Origin of the sequence: Streptomyces flaveolus (genome assembly GCF_044765825.1) — a bacterium.
Lineage (GTDB): Bacteria > Actinomycetota > Actinomycetes > Streptomycetales > Streptomycetaceae > Streptomyces > Streptomyces flaveolus.
On record NZ_JBIWKU010000006.1, the window covers coordinates 140,220 to 155,662 of the forward strand.

The 15,443-nt window shown below is 73.3% G+C and carries 8 protein-coding genes; 3 read left to right on the plus strand and 5 right to left on the minus strand.

Annotated elements, in window-relative coordinates:
• Positions 1–52 precede the first annotated feature (52 nt).
• From mfd to ACIRG6_RS19740, 3 genes are all read right to left on the minus strand, one after another.
• Positions 53–3,607: a transcription-repair coupling factor gene (gene mfd / locus ACIRG6_RS19730; protein ID WP_364818395.1), complete on the minus strand. Its 3,555-nt coding sequence runs from the start codon at positions 3,605–3,607 to the stop codon at positions 53–55.
• Positions 3,608–3,958: 351 nt separating this feature from the next.
• Positions 3,959–6,523: an ABC transporter permease gene (locus ACIRG6_RS19735; RefSeq protein WP_365020788.1), complete on the minus strand. Its 2,565-nt coding sequence runs from the start codon at positions 6,521–6,523 to the stop codon at positions 3,959–3,961.
• Positions 6,520–7,338 carry an ABC transporter ATP-binding protein gene (locus ACIRG6_RS19740; protein ID WP_403323783.1) on the minus strand — a complete coding sequence of 273 codons (819 nt, stop codon included), beginning with the start codon at positions 7,336–7,338 and terminating at the stop codon, positions 6,520–6,522. Before ACIRG6_RS19740 ends, ACIRG6_RS19735 begins: the two co-directional genes overlap by 4 nt.
• 480 nt (positions 7,339–7,818) lie before the next feature.
• Between ACIRG6_RS19740 and ACIRG6_RS19745 the strand changes: the two genes are divergently transcribed.
• The 3 genes from ACIRG6_RS19745 (at position 7,819) to ACIRG6_RS19755 (ending at position 11,568) form a co-directional block, all read left to right on the plus strand.
• Positions 7,819–9,315: an MFS transporter gene (locus tag ACIRG6_RS19745; protein WP_364673584.1), complete on the plus strand. Its 1,497-nt coding sequence runs from the start codon at positions 7,819–7,821 to the stop codon at positions 9,313–9,315.
• 196 nt (positions 9,316–9,511) lie between these two features.
• On the plus strand, positions 9,512–9,961 hold the full coding sequence (locus tag ACIRG6_RS19750) for a DUF485 domain-containing protein (protein WP_364673586.1): 450 nt from the start codon (positions 9,512–9,514) through the stop codon (positions 9,959–9,961).
• Between the two features lie 26 nt (positions 9,962–9,987).
• Positions 9,988–11,568, plus strand: a complete 1,581-nt coding sequence (locus tag ACIRG6_RS19755) for a sodium/solute symporter (protein ID WP_364674368.1) — start codon at positions 9,988–9,990, stop codon at positions 11,566–11,568.
• A 27-nt stretch (positions 11,569–11,595) separates the two neighbouring features.
• On the opposite strand, the gene ACIRG6_RS19760 is transcribed toward ACIRG6_RS19755, so the two are convergent.
• On the minus strand, positions 11,596–12,480 hold the full coding sequence (locus ACIRG6_RS19760; RefSeq protein ID WP_403323785.1) for a cellulose-binding protein: 885 nt from the start codon (positions 12,478–12,480) through the stop codon (positions 11,596–11,598).
• A gap of 209 nt (positions 12,481–12,689) precedes the next feature.
• Positions 12,690–15,437 carry an SUKH-4 family immunity protein gene (locus ACIRG6_RS19765; RefSeq protein WP_403323790.1) on the minus strand — a complete coding sequence of 916 codons (2,748 nt, stop codon included), beginning with the start codon at positions 15,435–15,437 and terminating at the stop codon, positions 12,690–12,692.
• Positions 15,438–15,443 lie beyond the last annotated feature (6 nt).

The following is a 15,443-nucleotide window of genomic DNA, read 5'->3' on the forward strand; positions in this document are numbered from 1 at the left end:
TCCTCCTTCTCCGGCCCTTTCTGCGACGGGCGCCACGGCGCCGCGCGCGTGGCTACGACCCCAGGATCGAGGTCAGGAACTCGCCCACCCACGCCAGCAGTTCCCGCCCGAGGAGCGGCTTGCCGCCCACCTTCGCGGTCTTCGGGCGCGGCACCAGCACCTGGTGGGCGGTCGCCTTGATGACCGTGCCCGGGTACAGCCGCTTGAGGCGCAGCTCCTGGGACTCGCGCAACTCCACCGGCGCGAAGCGGATGTTGTTTCCCTGCAGCACGATCTCGCCGACCCCGCACGCCCGCGCCAGCATCCGCAGCCCGGCGACCAGCAGCAGGTTCTCCACCGGTTCCGGCAACTTGCCGTAGCGGTCGACGAGTTCCTCCCGTACGGCCTTGACGTCCTCCTCGCTGTTGGCCGAGGCGATGGACCGGTACGCCTGGAGCCGCAGCCGCTCGCCGGGCGCGTAGTCGTGCGGGACGTGCGCGTCGACGGGCAGCTCGATCTTGACCTCGAGCGGCGGCTCCTCCTCGACGCCGCCCTCCAGGGAGGCCCGGTAGTCGGCGACGGCCTCCCCGACCATGCGGACGTACAGGTCGAAGCCGACGCCCGCGATGTGGCCGGACTGCTCGCCGCCGAGCAGGTTGCCGGCACCGCGGATCTCCAGGTCCTTCATCGCCACGTACATGCCCGCGCCCATCTCGGTGTGCTGGGCGATGGTGGCGAGCCGCTCGTGCGCGGTCTCGGTCAGCGGCTTCTCCGGCGGGTAGAGGAAGTAGGCGTAGCCGCGCTCGCGGCCACGGCCGACCCGGCCGCGCAGCTGGTGGAGCTGGCTGAGGCCGAAGTTGTCGCCGCGCTCGACGATGAGGGTGTTGGCGTTGGAGATGTCGATGCCGGACTCGACGATGGTCGTGGAGACCAGCACGTCGAACTTCTTCTCCCAGAAGTCGACGACGACCTGCTCCAGGGCCTGCTCCGACATCTGGCCGTGGGCGGTGGCGATCCGTGCCTCGGGCACGATCTCACGCAGCTTGGCCGCCGCGCGGTCGATGGACTCGACGCGGTTGTGGATGTAGAAGACCTGGCCCTCGCGCAGCAGCTCACGACGGATCGCGGCGCCGATCTGCTTGTGCTCGTAGGGGCCGACGAAGGTCAGGACCGGGTGGCGCTCCTCGGGCGGGGTGGTGATCGTGGACATCTCGCGGATGCCGGTGACCGCCATCTCCAGGGTGCGCGGGATGGGCGTCGCGGACATGGTGAGCACGTCGACGTTGGCGCGGAGCTTCTTCAGCTGCTCCTTGTGCTCGACGCCGAAGCGCTGCTCCTCGTCGACGATGACCAGGCCCAGGTCCTTGAACTTGGTCTCGGAGGAGAACAGGCGGTGGGTGCCGATGACGATGTCCACCGAGCCCTCGCGCAGGCCCTCCAGGGTCGCTTTGGCCTCGGTGTCGGTCTGGAAGCGGGACAGCGCCCGCACGTTCACCGGGAACTGGGCGTACCGCTCGCTGAACGTCCCGAAGTGCTGCTGCACCAGCAGGGTCGTGGGCACGAGCACGGCGACCTGCTTGCCGTCCTGGACGGCCTTGAAGGCGGCGCGGACCGCGATCTCCGTCTTGCCGTAGCCGACGTCGCCGCAGATCAGGCGGTCCATGGGGACCGTCTTCTCCATGTCGTCCTTGACCTCGGCGATGGTGGTGAGCTGGTCCGGGGTCTCCGCGTACGGGAAGGCGTCCTCCAGCTCGCGCTGCCAGGGGGTGTCCGCGCCGAACGCGTGGCCCGGCGCCGCCATCCGGGCGCTGTAGAGCTTGATCAGGTCGGCGGCGATCTCCTTGACGGCCTTCTTCGCGCGGGCCTTGGTCTTGGTCCAGTCGGCGCCGCCCAGGCGGTGCAGGGTGGGGGCCTCGCCGCCGACGTACTTGGTGATCTGCTCCAGCTGGTCGGTGGGGATGTAGAGCCGGTCGCCGGGCTGGCCGCGCTTGGCGGGGGCGTACTCCACGACCAGGTACTCGCGGGTGGCGCCCTGCACGGTGCGCTGCACCATCTCGATGTAGCGGCCCACGCCGTGCTGCTCGTGGACGATGTAGTCGCCCGCCTCCAGGGTGAGCGGGTCGATGGTCTTGCGGCGCCGGGCGGGCATCCGGGCGCCCTCGCGGCCGGCGGCCTTCTGCCCGGTCAGGTCGGTCTCGGTGAGCACGGCGAGCCGGAGCGCCGGGTCGACGAAGCCGTGGTCGATGGAGCCGCAGGAGACGTGCACGACGGACGGGGACAGTTCGCCCAGGTCGTTGTCGAGGCGGGCGGCGATGCCCTCGCCGCCCAGCACCTCGACGGTACGGGCCGCCGGGCCGTGGCCCTCGGTGACGTAGACCGTGCGCCAGCCGTCGGACAGCCAGCCCTTGGTGTCGGCCAGGGCCTTGGCGGTGTCGCCGCGGTAGGTCTCGGGGGCGTGCATGCCGAGCTTGAGGGTGTCCGAGTCGCCCGCCGCGTCAGCGGCGGAGGTCAGCGTCTCGTCGGCGGCGAACGGCGACACCGACCACCACATCACGTCCAGCTCGCGGGCCCGGTCCCGGACGTCCGCGAGGGACCACAGGGAGGCCGCGTCGACGTCGATCGGCGCCTCGCCGCCGCCCGCGGTGGCGGCCCAGGACGCCTGGAGGAACTCCTGGCTCGTCGCCACCAGGTCGGCGGCCCGGGTCCGCACCCGCTCGGGGTCGCAGACGACGGCCATGGCGCCCTTGGGCAGCACGTCGAGCAGCAGCTCCATGTCGTCCACGAGGACGGGCGCCAGGGACTCCATGCCCTCTACGGCGATGCCCTCGGCGATCTTGCCGAGGAGCTCGCCGAGCTCGGGGTGCTCCTCGGCGAGGGCGGCGGCCCGCTCGCGGACCTCGGGGGTCAGCAGCAGCTCGCGGCAGGGCGGGGCCCACACGCCGTGCTCGGCGACCTCCAGGGAGCGCTGGTCGGCGACCTTGAAGTAGCGGATCTCCTCGACATCGTCGCCCCAGAACTCGACGCGCAGAGGGTGTTCCTCGGTGGGCGGGAACACGTCGAGGATGCCGCCGCGCACCGCGAACTCGCCGCGCTTCTCCACCAGCTCCACGCGCTGGTACGCGGCGGCGGCGAGGGCCTCGACGATCTCGTTCAGGTCGGCGCTCTGCCCGGTGCGCAGGGCCACCGGCTCCAGGTCGCCCAGGCCCTTGACCTGGGGCTGGAGCACGGACCGTACGGGCGCGACGACGACCGAGACCGGGCCGGTCTCCGGGTCGTCGGGCCGCGGGTGGGTCAGGCGCCGCAGGACGGCCAGGCGGCGGCCGACGGTGTCGCTGCGCGGGCTGAGCCGCTCGTGCGGCAGGGTCTCCCAGGACGGGTACTCGACGACGCCCTCGGGGGGCAGCAGCGAGCGCAGGGCCGCGGCCAGGTCCTCCGCCTCACGTCCCGTCGCCGTCACCGCCAGGACGGGGCGGTTCGTCTCGCGGGCGAGCGCGGCGACGGAGAAGGGGCGGGCCGCGGGGGGACCGACCAGGTCGACGTGCATGCGGTTGCCGTCGGCGGCGGCGGTGATCGCCTCCGCGAGGGCGGCGTCCTTGACGACGGCGTCGAGCAGACCGTGCAGGCTCATTCGGGGCGCTTTCCGTCCGGGGATGTACAACACGACGGGCCCGACGCGCGCTGCGGGCCGGGGGTGTCCAGCGTACGTCGCTGCGCGGGCGGGTGCGGGGGGCTGTGGATGACGCCCCCGTCCGTGTACGGGTGCCCCGGCGTCGCGGCTCGGTACCAGGGGGCTCCGCCCCCTGGATCCCCGGCCTGTGCCCGCCCACCACCCGACTCGGTGGGCTGCAAGGCTGCCCAGGGGCCATCGACTCGGTCGGCCAGGAGGCGGGCGACCAAAAGAGGCCCGGCGCCCGGGTCCCGTAGGACTCCGGCGCCGGGCCTCTCCCCCGCAACCCCCGTATGCGGTGGCTGTCGGGTGCTACTCCGTCGCGATGGCGTTCAGGACGTTCATCCGGCCCGCCCGGAACGCCGGGATCAGGGCGGCGAACAGGCCCACGAAGGCCGAACCGATGAACACGCCGATGATCGTCGGCCACGGGATGTCGAGGACGTTCAGTCCCTCCAGGGCCAGCAGCTTCTGCGCCGTGGTGCCCCAGCCCATGCCCAGCCCCAGCCCCAGCAGGGCGCCGAAGAGGGCGATGACCACGGACTCCATGCGGATCATCCGGCGCAGCTGGCGGCGGGAGAGGCCGATCGCCCGCATCAGGCCGATCTCGCGGGTCCGCTCGACCACCGACAGCGCCAGGGTGTTCACCACGCCCAGGACCGCGACGATGATCGCGAGGGCGAGCAGGCCGTAGACCATGTTCAGCAGCTGGCCGACCTGGTCCTTGAGCTCCTGCTTGTAGTCCGTCTGGTCCCGCACCTGGTACTGCGGGTACTGGTCCAGCGACTTCTTGAGGGCCGCGTACGCCTGGGTCTCCTGGCCGTCCTTCGCCTTGGCGAACATGATCATGTTCGGCGGGACGCGGTCGGCCGGCAGGTACTTCCGCATCGTGTCGATGCTGATGTACCGGGCGCCCTGGTCGATGGCCACGTCGTCGCTCGTGATGGCGGCGACCTTCAGCTTCGCCGTCTCGCCGCCCTTGAAGGCGACCGAGATCGTGTCGCCGACGTGCACGCCGTGCTTGTCGGCGTAGTCGGAGCCGACCGACATGGCGTCGGCGCCGTAGGCGGCGTCCAGGTCACCGGCGGTGGTCGGGCGGCGCACGTCCTTGGCGTACGTCGGGTCGGCGGCGGTCAGGCCGTCGTCGTCCGTCCTGCCGTCGGGCGAGGTCAGCGTGGCGTCGAGCACCTTGTAGCGGGTGACGTGCTCCAGGCCGGGCGTGGCCTGCATCTTCTTCTCGGCCTGCGGCACGATCCGCTGGTTGCCCTCGACGATGAAGTCCGCGCCGACCGTCTTGTCCAGCTCGCTCGTGGCCGAGGCGACCATCGAGGAGCCGACCACCGACAGACAGGCCACCAGGGCCAGGCCGATCATCAGGGCGGCGCCCGTGGCGCCGGTGCGGCGCGGGTTGCGCAGGGCGTTGCGCTCGGCCATGCGGCCCACGGGGCCGAAGGCACGCAGCAGCACCGCGCTGATCACCCGCACGACCCCGCCGGCCAGCAGCGGGCCGATCACGACGAAGCCGATCAGGGTGAGGACGATGCCCACCCCCAGCATCGACGCGCCGTCGCTCGCCTTGTCCGCCGTACCGGCCGCGTACAGGGCCGCGACGCCGGCGCCGGTGAGGACCAGGCCGATCAGGCCGCGGATCCAACCCGCCTTGCCGTCGGCCGGCGTACCGGCGTCGCGCAGGGCGGCCATCGGGGAGACCTTGCCGGCGCGGCGGGCCGGCAGGTAGGCGGCCAGGACGGTGACCACGACGCCCAGGACCAGGCCGACCACGGGAGTGGCCGTCTTGACGGTCAGGTCGTCGGTGGACAGGTTCATGCCCGCCGCCGACATCAGCTTCATCAGGCCGACGGCGATCCCCACACCGGCCGCGACACCGAGGACCGAGCCGACGATGCCGAGGAACAGCGCCTCGACCAGCACCGAGCGGTTGACCTGCCGACGGGAGGAGCCGATGGCCCGCATCAGGCCGATCTCGCGGGTGCGCTGGGCGACCAGCATGGAGAAGGTGTTGATGATCAGGAAGATGCCGACCAGGAACGCGATCCCGGCGAAGCCGAGCATGGCGTACTTGATGACGTCCATGAACTCGCCGACGTCCTTGCGGTTCTCGTCGGCGGTCTCCTTCGCCGTCTGCACCTTGTAGGTGCCGTCCAGGGCCCGGGAGACGTTCTGCTTGAGCTGCGCGTCCGAGACGCCGGAGGCGGCGGTCAGGTTGAACTGGGTGAACCGGCCCTCGGCGCCGAGCAGTTCGCGCTGGGCGGTCGGGGTGTCGAAGTAGACGACGGCCGCACCGGGGTTGGTGACGGTGAAGGAGGCGATGCCGACGATCCTCGCCCTGAAGTCGCCGGTCTGCGCGATGGTGCGCAGCTCGTCACCGATCTTCAGGTGGTGCTTGTCGGCAGTGTCGGAGTCGATCATCGCCTCGGTCGGGCCGCGCGGGGCGTGCCCGGAGGTGATCTCCATCGACTTGAGGTCGTTCTTCGTCCAGTTGCCGGCGATCGTCGGGGCGCCGCTGGTGGCGCCCACGTTGTCGTTGTCGCTGTTGACGACGGTCACGTTCATCGAGGCGACCGCGCCCTCGGCGGACGCGACGCCCTCGACCGAGCGGACCCGCTCCAGCGTGGCGGCGGGCAGCGACTCGGGCACCCCGCTCTGCGGCGTGTCCTCGGCCTTCGCGTCCTTCGGCCCGACCGTCACGTCCGACGAGGTGACCGCGAACAGCTTGTCGAACGTCGTGTTCATGGTGTCCGTGAACACCAGGGTGCCGCACACGAACGCCACCGACAGCAGCACCGCCACCGCCGAGAGCGCCATCCGGCCCTTGTGCGCGAAGAAGTTGCGCAGCGAGGTCTTCACGACGGTCATGACGTACGCCCCTGGGCGTCGAAGTGGGGGGTCTGGGGCTCTCCCCCAGAAAAACGCAGCATGCGGTCCAGGACGGCTTCCGCGGTCGGGCGGTGCATCTCGTCGACGATCCGGCCGTCGGCGAGGTACAGCACCCGGTCCGCGTAGCCGGCGGCCACCGGGTCGTGGGTGACCATCACGATGGTCTGGCCCAGCTCGTCCACCGACCGGCGCAGGAATCCCAGCACCTCGGCGCCGGCCCGCGAGTCGAGGTTTCCGGTCGGCTCGTCCCCGAAGATGATCTCCGGCCGCGCGGCGAGCGCCCGCGCCACGGCGACGCGCTGCTGCTGGCCGCCGGAGAGCTGGGTCGGCCGGTGCTTGAGCCGGCCGGCCAGACCCACGGTCTCCACGACCCGGTCCAGCCAGGCCTTGTCGGGCTTGCGGCCGGCGATGTCCATGGGCAGCGTGATGTTCTCGATGGCGTTCAGCGTCGGCAGCAGGTTGAACGCCTGGAAGATGAAGCCGATCCGGTCCCGGCGCAGCTGCGTGAGCTTCTTGTCCTTCAGACCGGTGATCTCGGTGTCGTCCAGGTAGATCTGCCCGCCGGTGACGGTGTCGAGGCCGGCCAGGCAGTGCATCAGCGTCGACTTGCCGGAGCCCGACGGACCCATGATCGCGGTGAACTGGCCGCGGGCGATGTCCACGTCCACGTGATCGAGGGCGACCACCCGGGTCTCCCCGCTGCCGTAGGCCTTGACGACCTGCCGTGCCCGCGCGGCAACGGCCGTACGCCCTCCAGTGCTCCCGTGTCGGGGAATGGTTACGGCCGATGTCATGTCAAGTCTCCTATGTCGGTCATCGAGTGAGCCGTCGGTGCCGGCGGTACGTGTACCGCTGAAAGTCCCGTGTGCCTGTGCCGCCGCGTCGGTGGTGCCGGGTCCGCCGCGTCCTGCCGAAGAGTCTGGCCGGAACCAGGGGTCGGGCGCGCTGGTGCTCAGCGCACTCTTTCGCGGGGGAAAACCCCACCCCCGCTGGTCCGGTTCGCCGCCCCCCAGCGGCGTAAAGCCAGATTAAGGACCCGCCGGGGCCCCTCTCGTCCTCCGCCGGTACGAACCCTCCCCGGGCCGTAGTACGGAGGTACCCCTAGGGGCTGTCCACCCGGCGGTGGAGTTCTCCTAAGGGTTGGTCTCCGCCCTCGGACGCACCGAGCCTCCACCCTCCCCCGACGTGAGGCTCAAGTGGCAAGCTGAACCCGGCAGATGGATGCACGGGGCACACACAAGGGGTCCCCGGAGAGCACGAGGGGGAGATCCGGGGTGGGCACCACCAGACCCGCGGTACGCGAGGCCGCACCGGGCGGCGGCACGGGCCGGCGCGGTGCCGTCGTCGCCGCGTTGATGCTCGCGATGGCCCTGGCGGCCCTCGACTCGACCATCGTCTCCACCGCCGTCCCGCAGATCGTCGGCGACCTCGGCGGCTTCTCCCTCTTCTCGTGGCTCTTCTCCGGCTACCTGCTGGCCGTCACCGTCACCCTCCCCGTCTACGGCAAGCTCTCCGACACCTTCGGCCGCAAACCGGTGCTGGTCGCGGGTGCCGCCCTCTTCCTGCTCGGCTCCCTGCTGTGCGCGCTCGCGTGGAACATGGCCGCCCTGATCGCCTTCCGGGTCGTGCAGGGCCTGGGCGGCGGCGCCCTGCAGGGCACGGTGCAGACCCTCGCCGCCGACCTGTACCCGCTCGAGGACCGGCCCAGGATCCAGGCCCGGCTGTCCACCGTGTGGGCGGTGTCGGCGATCGCGGGACCCGGCCTGGGCGGCGTGCTGGCCGCCTACGCCGACTGGCGCTGGATCTTCCTGGTCAACCTGCCGATCGGCGCCCTCGCCCTGTGGCTGATCGTCCGTCACCTGCACGAGCCGCGGCGGGAGACGTCCGGTGCGCGCCCCCGGGTCGACTGGGCGGGTGCGCTGGCCGTGTTCGCCTGCGGCGGGGTGCTGCTCACCGCGCTGGTGCAGGGCGGTGTGGCCTGGCCGTGGCTGTCGGCGCCCTCCCTCGCCCTGTTCGGGACGGGGCTCGCGCTGCTGGCGGCCGTGGTGGTGATCGAACGCCGGGCGGCGGAGCCGATCATCCCCGGCTGGGTGTGGCGGCGCCGGACGATCGCCGCGGTGAACCTCGCGCTCGGCGCGCTGGGCCTGCTGATGGTCGCCCCGACCGTGTTCCTGCCCACCTACGCCCAGTCGGTGCTGGGCCTGGCCCCCGTGGCCGCCGGCTTCGTGCTGTCCGTGTGGACGCTGACCTGGCCCGTGTCTGCGGCGCTGAGCCAGCACGTGTACCGCAGGATCGGCTTCCGCAACACGGCGATGCTGGGCATCGGCACCGCGTCCCTGATCCTGCTCGCCTTCCCCTTCCTGCCCTACCCGGGCGAGCCCTGGCAGCCGATGCTGCTGATGCTGCTGCTCGGTGCCGCGCTCGGTCTGTTCCAGCTCCCGCTCATCGTCGGCGTCCAGTCGACGGTGGGCTGGTCGGAGCGCGGCACGGCGACCGCGTCCGTGCTCTTCTGCCGCCAGACCGGGCAGACCGTCGGCGCGGCCGTCTTCGGCGCGATCGCCAACGGCGTGCTGGCCGCGCGGCTCGGCGGGGCGAGCGACCTCGACTCGGTGACCCGGGCGCTGGACACGGGCGCCCCCGCCGAACCCGTACGGCACGCGATCGCCGAGGCCGTCCACGCGGTCTACCTGGGTGCGGCGGGGGCGGCGGCCCTGGCGTTCGTGGTGCTGCTGGTGGTCGCGCCGCGGAAGTTCCCGGTGCTGAAGGACTGATCGGGCGGGACGGTTGTGCCGGTGCCCTGCGGGAACGGCGCGACGGTGGGCCACGCACCCGAGGTCACGGCAAACCGACCACTCAGTTCGCCGAAAAGGCCCCGCGGCTGTGAACCGCCGAGTAACGTGCGTGGCCCTCCACCCCCCACCTCCCTGCGGTCCGCCTGCGGACCCCAGCCGCGCAAGGAGCACCGGGATGTCCTTCGACCCGTACCCACCACCACGGCACGGCGCGCCACCGTCGTACGAACCCTCCCCGCCGTACGCCACCGCTCCGGCGTACGACACGACCTCGCCGTACGACGCCACCCCGACGTACGCCGTCCGGTCCTGGCAGCCGGTCGGGCACCACAGCGACCTGCGCGTCCTGCGCGGCGCGTACCGCCGGCAGCGGCGCACGGCCACCTTCGCCGCGCTCGGCTACTTCCTGCTGTTCCTCGGCCTGTCGGCGTTCGCCCCGTCGTCCCTCACCGGCGACGTCACCGACGGACTGCCGCTGGGCCTGCTGCTCGCCCTGCTCCAACTCCCCGTCACCTGGCTGGCGATCGTCCTCTACGAGCACACCGCGCGCCGCACCGTGGACCCGCTCGCCGACCGCATCCGCCACGACAGCGAAGTGGACGCCAGGCGGGGGGCGGCACGGTGACCGGATTCGACGACAACGCCCAGGCGATGGCCCTGGTCGCCTTCACCGCCATCGCCACGGTCACGCTGCTGCTGTGCGTGATGACCGGCCCGGACCGGGACGACCTGGACGAGTTCTACACCGGCTACGGCTCCCTGTCGCCGATGCGCAACGGCCTGGCCATCGCGGGCGACTACATCTCCGCGGCGACCGTCCTCGGCACGTGCGGCGTCATCGCCCTGTTCGGCTACGACGGGGTCGTCCTCGCCCTGAGCACCGCGCTGTCCCTGCTGCTGCTGATGTTCCTGATGGCCGAACCGCTGCGCAACGCGGGCCGGTTCACCATGGGCGACGTGCTGTCCCGCCGCACCCCGGCGCGCAGCGTGCGGGTCGCGGCCTGTGTGGTGACCATCGCCGCGCTGCTGCCGATGATGCTGGTACAGCTGGCCGGGACCGGGCAACTGCTGTCGTTCCTGCTGGGGTTCACCAGCGAGTCGGTGCAGACGGGCTGCATCGTCGGCGTGGGCGCACTGATGATCAGCTACGCGGCGATCGGCGGGATGAAGGGCACCGCCCTCATCCAGATCCTGAAGATCGTGATGCTGCTCGGGTCGGGCGCGGTGGTCACCGTCCTGCTCCTGAACCGCTTCGACTGGAACCCGGGCGCCCTGTTCGACGCCGCCGCCCGGGGCAGCGGCGCGGGCCCGGCCTTCCTGCACCCCGGACTGGAGTACGCCGCCGGACCCCGCCCCGGCCTCGACATGGTCTCCTCCCAGCTCGCCGTGGTCCTCGGGGGTGCCTGCCTGCCGCACGTCACGATGCGCATGTACACCGCCTCCAGCGCACGCCAGGTGCGCCGGTCGATGTCCTGGGCGGTGTCGCTGGTGGCCCTGTTCGTGCTGGTCGTCACGGTCGTCGGCCTCGGCGCCACGGCCCTGGTCGGCCGCGAGACGGTCGCGCGGATCGACTCGGCCGGCAACACCGCCTACCTGCTGGGCTCGCGGGCCGCCTTCGGTACGGACGTGACCATGGCGGAGACCCTGCTCTTCACCACCGTCAGCACCGCCCTGTTCCTCACCCTGCTCGCCTCCGTCGCCGGCATGATCCTCGCCTGCGCCAACTCCCTGGCCCACGACGTGTTCGCCACCCGGCTGCGGGAACTGACGCCGCGCCGCGAGATGACGCTGGCCCGGCTGTCCGCCCTGGCGGTGGGCGTGCCCGCGATCCTGCTGGCGACGCTGGTGCAGCACCGCAGCCTGCAACCGCTGGCCACCCTGTCCTTCTGCCTGGGCGCGTCCGCCCTGTGCCCCGCCCTGGTCTACAGCCTCTTCTGGCGCCGCTTCACCCGCAGGGGCCTGCTGTGGACGCTGATCGGGGGCACCGTCACGGTCCTGGTGCTGATGCCGGGCACCAGCCTGGTCTCCGGCACCCCGGTCGCGGCCTTCCCGGACGCCGACTTCAACTGGTTCCCGTTCACCACCACCGGACTGGTCTCCATCCCGGCCGGCTTCGCCTTCGGCTGGCTCGGCACGGTGGCCTCCGGGCGCCGGAAGACGGACGAGCAGCGCCGCCGGTACGAGGCACTGGAGGCGGGGCTCCTCGCGGGGGCGGTGCGCAGGGGCACGTGACGGGGCCCCCGCCCGGCCGGCGGGGCGTCACTCCACGCCGCGGCCCGTCAGCGTGCCCAGACGGCCGCGGGAGGAGCTGATCTGGTCCTGCACCTCGTCCCAGCGCTCCCCGTGTTCGCGCAGCACCCGCTCCGTCTCCCGGGCGATCCGCTCCGCCCGCGCCCGTGCCGCCGCGAGAGCCTCGGACGCCTGGGTCCGCGCCTCCTCCTGCCGGCGTCCGGCCGACTCCTGCGCCTCGGCCAGGGCACGCTCCGCCTCGGCCAGCGCCTGCTCGGCGTGCGCGATCCGCTCCTCGTGGTGGGCGTCCAGGGCGGCCGCCCGGCCGCCCTCCTCCCGCTCGGCCTCCGCCCACCGCGCGGCATGCCCGGCCGACTGTTCGTCGAGCAGCGAGGAGGTGCGCCGCCGCGCCTCCCGCACCGCGGCCAGCGCCTCGCCGCGCCCGGCCCGCACCTCGCGCCGGGCCGCGATCCGCACCTCGTCGGCCTGCGCACGCGCCGCGAGCAGCCGCTGCCGGGCCCACTCGTCGGCCTCGGCACGTACGGCGTCGGCATGCGCCCGCGCGGACTCCCGGACCTCGGCCGCACGCGCCCGCGCCCGGTCCACCAGTTCCTCCGCCCCGCGCCGCCCGCCCTCCCGGACGGCGTCGGCCTCCTCCTGCCCGAGGTGGAAGAGACGGCGCGCCCGCTCCCCGAGCGACGCGTAGTCCTGCGGTGCGAGCCCTGCCAGCGTCTCCCGCAGCCGGTCCAGCTCCGTTCCCATCTCGCGGGCCAGCACGGTGAGCCGGGCGGCCCGCTCCCAGGCGGCGTCACGCTCCCGCGAGAGGGCCTCGGCACACGCGTCGACCTGTTCGGGACGGTAACCCCGCCCCCGTACGGTCACGAAACCGTGCGGTGACACCGATGCGCTGCTCATGCCGGAACCCCTGTTTCGCCCGATCCACTGACAGACTTCCGCGATGTCCGGACATCTTTACGGATCAGACGTAAACACGCATAACGCGACACTCCGCGCACAGCACACAACACTGGCGGACCGGGCCCGCCCCGGAAACGCCGACGGGCCGGGCCGGCCCCCGTGAAGGCGACCGGCCCGGCCCGTCGGTCCGCGTCAGCGGCGCCGCCTCACAGCAGCCCGTCCCACATCTGCTCCAGCAGCACCGACCACCAGCTCTCCGCCGACCCGAGCGCCGCCGGGTCGATCGAGGCCAGCTGCGCCTGGAAGTCCACCGTCCAGCGGCCCGCCTGCTCCTGGTTCAGACCGAACCTGAGCCGCCACATCCGGCCCAGCAGCGCCAGGCAGCGCGCGAACTCCGGCAGCCCCGTGTTCACGAACTGCGGCGGCACGGGCGCACCGCCCGGCCCCGCCTCCACCGGCACCGCCACGATGTTCGCCGTGCCGTACTGCACGCAGATCGCCCGGCCGAAGTCGCTGCCCACGACGAGGTACGAGCCCGCGTCCGACGCCGGCTGCACCCTCCGTTCGGCCGCCAGCTCCGCCAGCGTCGGCACCGGACGGCCCGGCTGGGCCTGCGCCCAGAAGAACGGGCCCATGTCCATCGGCAGCCCCGCCGCCACCAGCGTGTGCGCCACGACCGGCGGCACACCCTGCCGGGACACGGCGGCCTGCTCGAACCGGAAGACGCCCGGCCCGAACGCCGCCGCGAGCTCCTGCCCGATGGCCTCCGGCGGGATCGGCGGCACCGGCTGCACCGGCGGCAGCGGCGCCCGCACCGGCGCCGGACGCGCCGGCCCGTCGGCCACCTGGTGCAGCTCGCCCTGGTGCGCGAGCAGTTGCTGCATGCCCTGCTGCCGGCTCGCGTGATCGGTGCCGTACGGCGCGATGGACGTGATCCGCGCCTGCGGCCACTGCTCCCGGATCATCCGCGCGCAGTAGGCGCCCGGCAGCTCGCACGACTCCAGCTCGGTGTGCAGCTCCAGCACCTGGTCCGGCGGCACGTTCATGGCCCGCAGCTCGTGGAAGATCTGCCACTCCGGGTGCGGCGTGCCCGGCGCCGAACGCCGGATGAGCTGCTGTTCGGAGCCGTCCTGCGCGCGGTAGCGCAGCACCGCCTGGTAACCGGGGCCGACGGTCGGCTGACCGGCGGGCGGCTGCGGATAGCCGTACGCCGGCGGCTGCCCCGGCACCGGCTGACCGGGCGGCGGCATGGCACCGGGAGGCATCGCACCGGGCGGCACGGCACCCGGCGGCATGGGCTGCGCGGCACCGGGGACGCCCGGAGCACCCGGGACCCCCGGAGGCTGCGGCGGGCCGGGCACGCCCGGCGCGGACGGCGGCGGAGGCATGCCGGGGCCGCCCACCGGAGGCGCGGCCAGCACCGTCTCCGCATGGTGCACGGCACCACGCTGCCCACCCGGAGAACCCTGCGCACCCGGGGCACCCGCGGAACCGGGCGCACCGGGAGCGGCGGGAGGCGGCGGCGTACCAGGGCCACCAGCGGCCCCGGGGACGCCCGGCGCACCCGGGACTCCCGGCGCACCCGGCGCACCGGGCGGCGCGGGAGGCTGAGGCGCCCCGCCGCCCGTCCGGCCCGGGTCGGCCAGCATGGTGGCGGCGTGATGCACCCCGCCCGGGGGCGTCCCGCCGGGGGCGCTCGGCGGGGGCGGCGTACCGGGACCGGCCGGACCACCCGGCGCTCCGCCCGGACCTCCCTGCGTACCCGGAGCGCCCGGGCCCTCGGGGCCGAGCGACGACACCAGTTGCGTCGGCACATAACCACCCGCGGGCGCACCCGGCGCGGCCGGCGGCGGCGTACTCCCGGGCCGCACACCCGGCACACCCGGAGCGCCCGGCGGAGGCGGCGTGGTCGAACCCCCGCCGCGCCGCGGAGGCGCCGCCTTGCTGGTGGCGGCGTCGGCGATGTCACCGGCGTTCGGCGGGAGCGGCCGGGCCGGCGTGCTCGGGCCGGCCTGCGGCAGGGGCACGGGCGCGGGAGGCGCGGACGGCGCCGGAGTGTGCGGCGCGGGAGGCGCGGACGGCGGCGGCGTCCCCGTACCCGCGGGAGTCACCGGAGCGTTCGGGTCGCCGACCGCCGGCGCGAACGCCGTCGGCGGAAGCCCGCTGCCGCCCGACATCAGCGCCGTCTTGGCGTCCGGCGCCGCCGAGGGCGGCGGCGTGCCGTCGGCACCGCTCAGCGGCGGGGCGAACACCGTCTCGGGCAGCGGTACGGAACGGTCCTCACCGGCGTCCGCGTTGGTGTCCGTCCCCGCCCAGGGCGTCGCCCCGGCCGGCGCACCCGGCGCCCCGGACGCGCCGGCCCCGGAGGCGTCACCGCTCCCGGCCCCGGCCGCGGGCCACGCCGCGCCACCCTCCCGGGCATCCGCAGCCGCCCCGGCAGAAGGAACAGAGGGGGAAGACGGCGCAGAAGGCGCCGCCGACGGCACCCCCGCCCGCGTCTCGGGAAGCGCCCCCGCACCACCCCCGGAGTCACCCTGCGCGGCCCCGCCACCGGCGTCCCGCTCCCCCCGCCGATCCGGAATGCCCAGCTTGTCCGCCGCCTCCTGCAACCACTCCGGCGGACTCAGCAGGAACGACGTCTGATTCAGATCCACCCGCGCCGCCGGAGCGGGCGCCGGCTCCTCCGCCGCCTCCGGACGGCCGTACTCCTCCTCGTAGCGGCGGATCACCTCCCCCACCGCCAACGCCGGCCACAGCGTCGCCTCACCACTGTCCCGGGCGATCACCAGCCGCTGCGCACCCCCGTCCGAACGCGGCCCGTCCGCACGGTCCTCGGCCCACACCACGAACCCGAGACCGAACTCCCGCACCCGCACCTCACGGTGCTGGTACGCCGGCACCTCACCGTTGATCCACTCTTCCGCACGCTCCTGCGCCTGCGCGAACGTCACCATCGCCAG

What these genes read in the sequence shown, in the direction of transcription:
- mfd (WP_364818395.1), bottom strand. Translation starts at nt 3,607, where the DNA reads ATGAGCCTGCACGGTCTGCTCGACGCCGTCGTCAAGGACGCCGCCCTC.
- ACIRG6_RS19735 (WP_365020788.1), bottom strand. Translation starts at nt 6,523, where the DNA reads ATGACCGTCGTGAAGACCTCGCTGCGCAACTTCTTCGCGCACAAGGGC.
- ACIRG6_RS19740 (WP_403323783.1), bottom strand. Translation starts at nt 7,338, where the DNA reads ATGACATCGGCCGTAACCATTCCCCGACACGGGAGCACTGGAGGGCGT.
- ACIRG6_RS19750 (WP_364673586.1), top strand. Translation starts at nt 9,512, where the DNA reads ATGTCCTTCGACCCGTACCCACCACCACGGCACGGCGCGCCACCGTCG.
- ACIRG6_RS19755 (WP_364674368.1), top strand. Translation starts at nt 9,988, where the DNA reads ATGGCCCTGGTCGCCTTCACCGCCATCGCCACGGTCACGCTGCTGCTG.
- ACIRG6_RS19760 (WP_403323785.1), bottom strand. Translation starts at nt 12,480, where the DNA reads ATGAGCAGCGCATCGGTGTCACCGCACGGTTTCGTGACCGTACGGGGG.
- ACIRG6_RS19765 (WP_403323790.1), bottom strand. Translation starts at nt 15,437, where the DNA reads ATGGTGACGTTCGCGCAGGCGCAGGAGCGTGCGGAAGAGTGGATCAAC.